At 70.5% G+C, this 7051-nt stretch carries 9 protein-coding genes and 1 pseudogene; 2 read left to right on the forward strand and 8 right to left on the reverse strand.

Features of this window, described 5'->3' with window-relative positions; genetic code table 11:
* Positions 1-138 precede the first annotated feature (138 nt).
* Together LFM09_RS49800 and LFM09_RS49805 are read right to left on the reverse strand one after the other, a co-directional pair.
* The gene (locus LFM09_RS49800; protein WP_414103682.1) at positions 139-297 is read right to left on the reverse strand and encodes a LuxR C-terminal-related transcriptional regulator; all 159 of its coding nucleotides are present in this window, start codon (positions 295-297) and stop codon (positions 139-141) included.
* A gap of 1 nt (position 298) precedes the next feature.
* Entirely contained in the window at positions 299-625 is a 327-nt protein-coding gene (locus LFM09_RS49805; RefSeq protein WP_414103683.1) for a hypothetical protein, read from the reverse strand.
* Positions 626-632: 7 nt separating this feature from the next.
* On the opposite strand from LFM09_RS49805, the gene LFM09_RS49810 reads away from it, so the two are divergent.
* Positions 633-863, forward strand: coding sequence for a helix-turn-helix domain-containing protein (locus LFM09_RS49810; protein ID WP_414103684.1), 231 nt, complete (start codon positions 633-635; stop codon positions 861-863).
* A gap of 3 nt (positions 864-866) precedes the next feature.
* Here LFM09_RS49810 and LFM09_RS49815 read toward each other — a convergent pair whose 3' ends face one another.
* The 5 genes from LFM09_RS49815 to acsA are packed head-to-tail and all read right to left on the reverse strand — an operon-like array spanning position 867 to position 6141.
* Positions 867-1103: a phosphopantetheine-binding protein gene (locus LFM09_RS49815; protein WP_414103685.1), complete on the reverse strand. Its 237-nt coding sequence runs from the start codon at positions 1101-1103 to the stop codon at positions 867-869.
* A complete protein-coding gene (locus tag LFM09_RS49820) occupies positions 1100-2479 on the reverse strand; it encodes a 2-oxo acid dehydrogenase subunit E2 (RefSeq protein ID WP_414103686.1) in 1380 nt (459 codons plus the stop codon). Before LFM09_RS49820 ends, LFM09_RS49815 begins: the two co-directional genes overlap by 4 nt.
* The gene (locus tag LFM09_RS49825) at positions 2472-3449 is read right to left on the reverse strand and encodes an alpha-ketoacid dehydrogenase subunit beta (RefSeq protein WP_414103687.1); all 978 of its coding nucleotides are present in this window, start codon (positions 3447-3449) and stop codon (positions 2472-2474) included. The genes LFM09_RS49820 and LFM09_RS49825 overlap by 8 nt, the downstream gene beginning before the upstream one ends.
* Entirely contained in the window at positions 3446-4399 is a 954-nt protein-coding gene (gene pdhA, locus LFM09_RS49830) for a pyruvate dehydrogenase (acetyl-transferring) E1 component subunit alpha (protein ID WP_414103688.1), read from the reverse strand. Before pdhA ends, LFM09_RS49825 begins: the two co-directional genes overlap by 4 nt.
* The gene (gene acsA / locus LFM09_RS49835) at positions 4396-6141 is read right to left on the reverse strand and encodes an acetate--CoA ligase (RefSeq protein ID WP_414103689.1); all 1746 of its coding nucleotides are present in this window, start codon (positions 6139-6141) and stop codon (positions 4396-4398) included. Before acsA ends, pdhA begins: the two co-directional genes overlap by 4 nt.
* Before the next feature lie 168 nt (positions 6142-6309).
* On the opposite strand from acsA, the gene LFM09_RS49840 reads away from it, so the two are divergent.
* Complete coding sequence (locus LFM09_RS49840) at positions 6310-6699, forward strand: VOC family protein (protein ID WP_414103690.1); 390 nt, start codon at positions 6310-6312, stop codon at positions 6697-6699.
* Here LFM09_RS49840 and LFM09_RS49845 read toward each other — a convergent pair.
* Positions 6692-7051: pseudogene (locus tag LFM09_RS49845) on the reverse strand (glycoside hydrolase family 32 protein); the annotation flags it as partial. The gene LFM09_RS49840 and the pseudogene LFM09_RS49845 sit on opposite strands and share 8 nt — an antisense overlap.

A 7051-nucleotide genomic window follows, 5' to 3' on the forward strand; every position in this document is an offset into this window, starting at 1 on the left:
TCGGCGGGCACAACGTCGTGCTGGCCTTCACCCGGCCCGGCTGAGCAGTCCCAGCCGCTGAGCGAGCAACGCCGCGTGCATCCGGTTGGGCTGGCCCAGCTTCGCGAGGACGTGCGAGACGTGGGACTTCACCGTGGCTCAGGTGAGGTAGAGCTCCCGCGCGATCTCCTCGTTGCTGCGGCCGCGCGCCGTCCTGACCAGCACCTGGCGTTCGCGGTCGCTGAGCAGGCCGAGCCCGCGGTCCACCTCCTCCGACGGCGGCAGGATCTCGAACCGGTCCAGCAGACGTGCTGTCACCTCAGCGCAGAGGTGCGCGTGGCCCTGTGCCGCGGCACAGGGCCACTGACACCAGCTCCTCGTGGCCGGTGCGCTCGAGGAGGAACCCGCGTGCGCCGTCGGTGAGCGCCCGGTGGAGTCGCTCGTCGGTGCTCTCCACCGCGAGGACGATGACGCCACCGGCGGCCCACGTCCTCAGCCGCGCCAGCGCGGTGACGTCCGCGGTGAGCACCACGTGTGGCCGATGTCGTTGTGCGTGCCGCTCTTTGCTCGACGAACGCCGTTCTCCACGCGTCGCGCAGACCGTGCGGACGATCATCGCCGACGGCGTGACCGATGCGGGTCCCATCCGCCGCGTGCCTGCACCTGTCCGCCCGCACGCTGCGCCGGCATCCGCCGCGGAAGGAACGTCGGTGCGCGACCTCGTGGACGAGGCTCGGCGCGTCAAGGCCATCGAACTCGTGACCCTGCACCACCTCAACGTCGAGCAGATCGCGCTGCGGCTCGGTTACACCGACGCGGCCACGTTCATCCGCGCGTTCCGGCGGTGGACGGGCACCACCCCTGGTGCGTGTTCCCGTTGCTGATCCTCACCGCGTCAGGAACGTCATTCCCGCGGCCAGCGTGGTGAGGCGGCGCTGGTCTTCCTCGGTCACCTCGCGGCCGCTGCGCCTGCCCAGCTCCGCCGCGTAAGCTTGGAAGTCGATCGAGTCCAGGTCGAGCTCCTCTCGCAGGTCCGCGTCCGGCGCGACGTCGCCCAGCTCCGCGTCGGGTGCGACGGTCAGCAGAGCCGCGCTGATCATCTCGCGGGCTTCGTCGGGTGTCATAGCTCCTCCGGTGTGCTCAGCAGTTTCTCGACGATCTCCAGGAAACGAGCGCCGGTGTGCCCGTCGGTCGCGCGGTGGTCCGCGGACAGCGTCACGGTGACCACGGGACGCACCCCGAGAAGACCGCCGACCGCCCACGGGCGGTCGAGCACCTTGCCGACGCCAACGAGGGCGACCTGGGGCGGGTAGATGACGCCGAAGACGGACTCGACGCCGCGGTCCCCGAGGTTGGTGATCGTGATCGTGGCGCCCGTCAGCTCGCTGCCGCGCAACCGTCCGCTCCTGGCGCGGGTCACGAGGTCGCGCACGCGGTCCATCAGTTCCACCGGCCCGAGCTCGGTCGCGTCCGCGATCACCGGAACGATCAGGCCGCCACCGCGCAGCGATACCGCCATCCCGAGGTGCACGCCGGCACCGGGCTCGAACCGCTCGTCAGTCCACAACCCGTTGAGCTGCGGCACTTTCACCGCCGCACGCGTGCAGGCGCGCAAGACCAGCGCGATCGGCAGCACGCGGCGTTCGACCGGGAGGTCCCGGTTGAGCTCGGCCAGCCGTGCCATCGCGGCGGACATGTCGATCGTGGCGCTGAGGTAGTAGTGCGGGATCTCGCGCTTCGACCGCGCCATCAGCCTCGCGGTGGCCTGGCGCATCGCCTGGGCCCTGTCGGCCACGGGCGTCACCGGACTCGGCTCGGGCGTCACCGGCGCGGGCTTCGACGTGCGCACGTCACCTGCACGCACGATTCCGTCCGATGCCGAGGCGGTGATCCGGGTGAGGTCCACGCCCAGTTCTTTCGCGAGGCGCCGCGCGTACGGCGTCACCTTGTCACGACTCGTCGGCGTCGGCGTCAACGCGGGCAGCGCCGGCGTTGGCTGCGCGGCCCGTTGCACGTCGGCGCGGGTGATCGCACCACCTCTGCCGGTGCCGTGCAAGGTCGTCAGGTCGACACCGAGCTCCGCGGAAAGCTTGCGCACCAACGGTCCCACGACCGGAGGCCGTGGCCGGGGCGAAGGCGGGGGCGGTGCGGGCTTCGGCGCGGGCACGGCCTCCGGCTCCGGCTTCAGGGCGGCCACGGGTGCAGGTGCGGTTCCAGTCGCCAGCTTCGGCGTCGGTTTGGACGCGGGCTTCGGTTTCACGCCATCCGCCGTCCCGATGACCGCGAGAGGCGTGCCCACCGGCACGGCCACTCCGGGCTGCACCAGGATGTCCTCGATCACGCCGCTGTCGAAGCACTCGACGTCGACCGCGGCCTTCGCGGTGTCCACGACCGCGACGACGTCACCCCGCGCGACGGTGTCGCCGGGCTTCACCAGCCACTCGATCACCGTGCCCTCGTCCATGTCCGCACCCAGCGACGGCATCGTGAACTCAGCCACCACGCACCACCTCCCGCGCGGCGGCGGCGATCGACGCGGGCTGCGGCAGCGCCGCCTCCTCCAGGTGCTTCGCGTACGGGATCGGCACCTCCGCGGTGCACACCCGCCGCACCGGCGCATCCAGGTCGTAGAACGCTTCCTCGGCGATGCGCGCGGCGATCTCGGCGGACAGGCTGCCGGTGCGCCATCCCTCGTCGACAACGACCGCACGGTGCGTGCGCCGCACGGATTCGAGGAACGTGTCGGCGTCCAACGGCCGCAGGACGCGCAGGTCGATCACCTCGGCGTCGATGCCGTCCGCCGCGAGGTCGTCGGCGGCGGCCAGCGTCTTGGCGAGGCTGCCGCCGTAGGTGATGAGCGTGACGTCCTTGCCCTGCCTGCGGATCGCGGCGCGGGTGATGTCGACGGGACCCGCGTCGTCGGCCAGCTCACCGGAGAAGTTGTAGAGGCCGTTGTGCTCGAAGATCAGCACGGGGTCGGGATCGCACAGTGCGGGCCACAGCATGCCGCGGGCGTCCTCGAGCGTCGCGGGCGCCAGCACCCGCAGGCCGGGGATGTGCGCGTACCAGCCTTCGAGGCTGTGCGAGTGCTGCGCGGCGAGCTGTCGGCCGGCTCCCGTGGTCATCCTGATCACCAGCGGCACCGGGAACTGGCCGCCGGACATGTGCAGCAGGGTCGCGGCGTTGTTCAGGATCTGGTCGAGCGCGAGCAGGCTGAAGTTCACCGTCATGATCTCCACGATGGGCCGCATGCCGTTCAGCGCCGCGCCGATGCCCGCGCCGACGAACGCCGACTCGGACAGCGGGGTGTCGCGGATCCGCTCCGGCCCGAACTCCTCCAGCAACCCGAGGCTGACCGCGTAGCAGCCGCCGTAGCTGCCGACGTCCTCGCCCATCAGGAAAACCCGCTCGTCGCCGCGCATCGCGTCGCGGATCGCCTCGCGCAACGCCTCCCGGTAGGTGGTCTTCACCTGGTCACCTCCGAGGTCACGAAGCGGGTGAGGCCGTCGACCGGTTCGATCTCGGCCGCCTCCGCCGCGGCGACGGCGTGGTCGATCTCGGCCGACACCTCCGCTTCCAGCGCCGCCAGGTCGTCGTCGGTGAAGTCGGGGCGCATCGCCGCGACCAGGCGGTCGATGGGGTCGTGATCACGCCACTGCGCGACCTCGGCCTTGTCCCGGTAGCGCTCCGGGTCGTACATCGAGTGCGCACGGAACCGGAACGTCCGCAGCTCCAGCAGGCACGGGCCGCCGCCGGCCCTGATCGACTCGGTGGCGCGGCGGGCGGCGTCGCGCACCGCGAGCACGTCCATTCCGTCGACCGGCCAGGCGGCGATTCCGTAGGACGAGGCACGCAGCGCGAGATCGGGTGCGGCGTGCTCCTTGGCGAGCGACGTACCCATCGCGTAAAGGTTGTTCTCACAGCAGAACAGCACGGGCAGCCGCCACAGCGCGGCGAGGTTCAGCGCCTCGTGGAACTCGCCCTCCGCGGCAGCGCCCTCACCGAAGAAGCAGGCCACGACCCGTGGTTCGCCGCGCATCGCGTGGGCGAGCGCGAGTCCGATGGCGACCGGCAGTCCGCCGCCGACGATCGCGTTGCCGCCGAAGAACCGGTGGGAGGAGTCGAACAGGTGCATCGAACCGCCGCGCCCCCTGCTGCACCCGGTGACCTTGCCGAACATCTCGGCCATCACCGCGTCCATCGGCACACCGCGGACGAGCGCGTGCCCGTGGTCCCGGTAGGTGGACACGACCGCGTCCTGGGGGTCGAGCTCCGACACCACGCCGACCGCCACCGCCTCCTCACCCACGTACAGGTGCAGGAAACCGCGGATCTGAGCCGCGCTGTACAACTCCGCGCAGCGGTCCTCGAACCGCCGGATGCGGATCATCTCCCGCAGCAGGTCCAGATGTTCTTTCACCCTCGCACCTCCAATGTGGACGTGTCACCCTCGGGCAGTCCCAGCTCCCTGGCCTTCAGCAACCTGCGCATCACCTTGCCGCTGCGGGTGTGCGGCAGGTGCTGGTCGAACGTGATCTCCTTGGGCGCCACCGCACCCAGCCGCTTGCGACCGAACGCGATCAGCTCGGTGCGCAGCTGCTCGGTCGGCTCGCTGTCCGCGCGCAACGTCACGAAGGCCTTGACGACCTCGCCGACCAACGGATCCGGCTTGCCGATCACACCGACCTCCGCGACACAGGGGTGTTCCATCAGCACGCTCTCCACTTCGAACGGTCCGACGAGGTGGCCTGCGGACTTGATGACGTCGTCCGCGCGGCCGACGAACCAGTAGTAGCCGTCGGGATCGCGCCGGGCCAGGTCACCGGTGAGGTACCAGCCGTCCACAAAGGACTTGGCGTAGCGGGCGTCGTCGTGCAGGTAGCCGCGGAACATCGACGGCCAGCCCGGCCGCAGCGCGAGCTCGCCCACCGCCTCCGGGTCGCGCACCTCCACCACGCGGCCGCCCTCGCTCGTCACGATCCCGGCCTCCACGCCCGGCATCGGCCTGCCCATCGAGCCGGGCCTGATGTCCTCGGCGGCGTAGTTGCTGATCATGATGGCGCCCGTCTCGGTCTGCCACCAGTTGTCGTGCACCGGCAGGCCGAGCGCTTCCTGGCCCCACACCACGACTTCCGGGTTCAGCGGCTCTCCGACGCTCGCGACGAACCGAAGTGCCGCGAGGTCGTACCGCTTCGGCAGTTCGCTGCCGGACCGCATCAGCATGCGCAGCGCGGTCGGCGCGGTGTACCAGACCGTCACGCGTTCGTCCTGCAACACCTCGTACCAGCCGTGCGCGTCGAAGTCCGAAGCGTCGACGATCATCGTCACGCCGTGCGTGAGCGGCGCGAAGATCCCGTACGACGTGCCGGTCACCCATCCCGGATCCGCCGTGCACCAGTACACGTCGTCGACGTGCAGGTCGAGCGCGAACGCGGCGGTGACGTGATGCGCCAGCACAGCGCCGTGCACGTGCACAGCACCCTTGGGCTTTCCCGTGGTGCCACTGGTGAAGTGCAACAGCGCCATGTCGTCCGGCGACGTCGGCGGAATGGTGAAGTCCTCGCGCGCCGACGCCATCGCCTCGGTGAACGACCTGGTGCCGGGCGGAGCGGGTTCGTCGCCGATCACCAGCACGTGTTCCAGGGCGGGCAGGGAGTCGCGCCGCTGCTCGACCCGCTTGCGGTACAGCTGGGGTGTCGTGACCAGCACCCGGACGTCGCCGAGGCGCAGGCGTTCTCGCACCGGCTCCGGCCCGAACGCGGAGAACAGCGGCGCGTACACGCTGGTGTTCTTCACCGTGCCGACCGCCGTGACGTACAGCTCGGGCACCCGGCCCAGCAGCGTCGCCACCCGATCGCCCTTTCCGACGCCGAGTTCGCGCAGCACGTTCGCGAACCTGTTGGTGGCAACGCGAAGACCGTCGTAGGTCAGCTCCGTCACGTGCCCGCCGCGGTCGCGGCAGCGCAACGCGACCTTCTCCCGCAACGGTCCGGCCGCATGCCGGTCCACGGCCTCGTGCGCGATGTTGAGCCCGCCGCCCGGCAGTCCGGACAGCTGCGAGCGCGCCGCATCCCACGAGAACGTCGCGCGCGCCTGCTCGTAGTCCGCCAGGTTCGGCCTGACCGCACCGGCGTTCCGCTTCCTGATCGCTTCCCAGCCCATGCCTCCAGGCTGGAGCGGCGCGGCATCGGACAGCAGGGACGAAGGTCCTCGGTGTGCCCGTCGTTGGTGTGCGAAACGCGTCGTCCGCCGACAGTCCCGCGGGTGCGGGACGTACGGCCCTCACCAGACCTGGTCACACGATCGACGCTGAACGGTGGAGGTGTCGTGATGAGCAGAGTCGTGCACTTCGAGATCCCCGTCGACGACCCGGAGCGGGCAGGAGAGTTCTACGGCGCCGTGTTCGGCTGGGAAGCGCACAAGTGGGGACCCCAGGACTACTGGACGATGGCCACCGGGCAGGAGCCCGGCACCGGACCCGGTGCCGAGGGTGCCCTCACGCCACGAGCGGAGGCACCGGAAGGAGTGCTGGTCTACGTCGACGTCGAGGACGTGGACACCGCGCTGGCCATGGTCGAGAAAGCGGGCGGATCCGTGGTGCACGGCAAGATGCCCATCCCGACGATCGGGTGGTCGGCACACGTGCGCGACAGCGAGGGCAACCTGATCGGCCTGTTCCAGAGCGACGAGTCCGCGACGGCCGGCACCGATCTCAGCTGAGGCTGAGACGCTGCACCGTCGCGGTCCCCTCGTGGACGTTGAGCCCGACGCGCCCGCCGCCGTAGGTCGTGTCGACCGCGTCGATGACCGGGGACGCGCCGTGGTCGAGCCAGACCTGGATGCGGGAGCCGGTCGCCTGCACCTTCAGGTGATAGGTCCGGCCCTGCACGATCGGCGTCGCGTACACGGCGATGTCACGACCAGGACGCCACAACTTCACCAGCCCACCCGCGTCGATGTTCGCCGTGTAGCCGGCACCATCGGCACCGGCCCGGAACGTCAAGCCCGCGGCCACCCCGTTGACGACCGACAGATCACCTTCGTAGACGAGGTCGGCCGCAGTGCGGTCGCT

Source organism: Lentzea alba (genome assembly GCF_047445655.1).
Taxonomy (GTDB): Bacteria; Actinomycetota; Actinomycetes; order Mycobacteriales; family Pseudonocardiaceae; genus Lentzea; species Lentzea alba_A.

What these genes read in the sequence shown, in the direction of transcription:
- acsA (WP_414103689.1), bottom strand. Translation starts at nt 6,141, where the DNA reads ATGGGCTGGGAAGCGATCAGGAAGCGGAACGCCGGTGCGGTCAGGCCG.
- LFM09_RS49805 (WP_414103683.1), bottom strand. Translation starts at nt 625, where the DNA reads ATGGGACCCGCATCGGTCACGCCGTCGGCGATGATCGTCCGCACGGTC.
- LFM09_RS49815 (WP_414103685.1), bottom strand. Translation starts at nt 1,103, where the DNA reads ATGACACCCGACGAAGCCCGCGAGATGATCAGCGCGGCTCTGCTGACC.
- LFM09_RS49840 (WP_414103690.1), top strand. Translation starts at nt 6,310, where the DNA reads ATGAGCAGAGTCGTGCACTTCGAGATCCCCGTCGACGACCCGGAGCGG.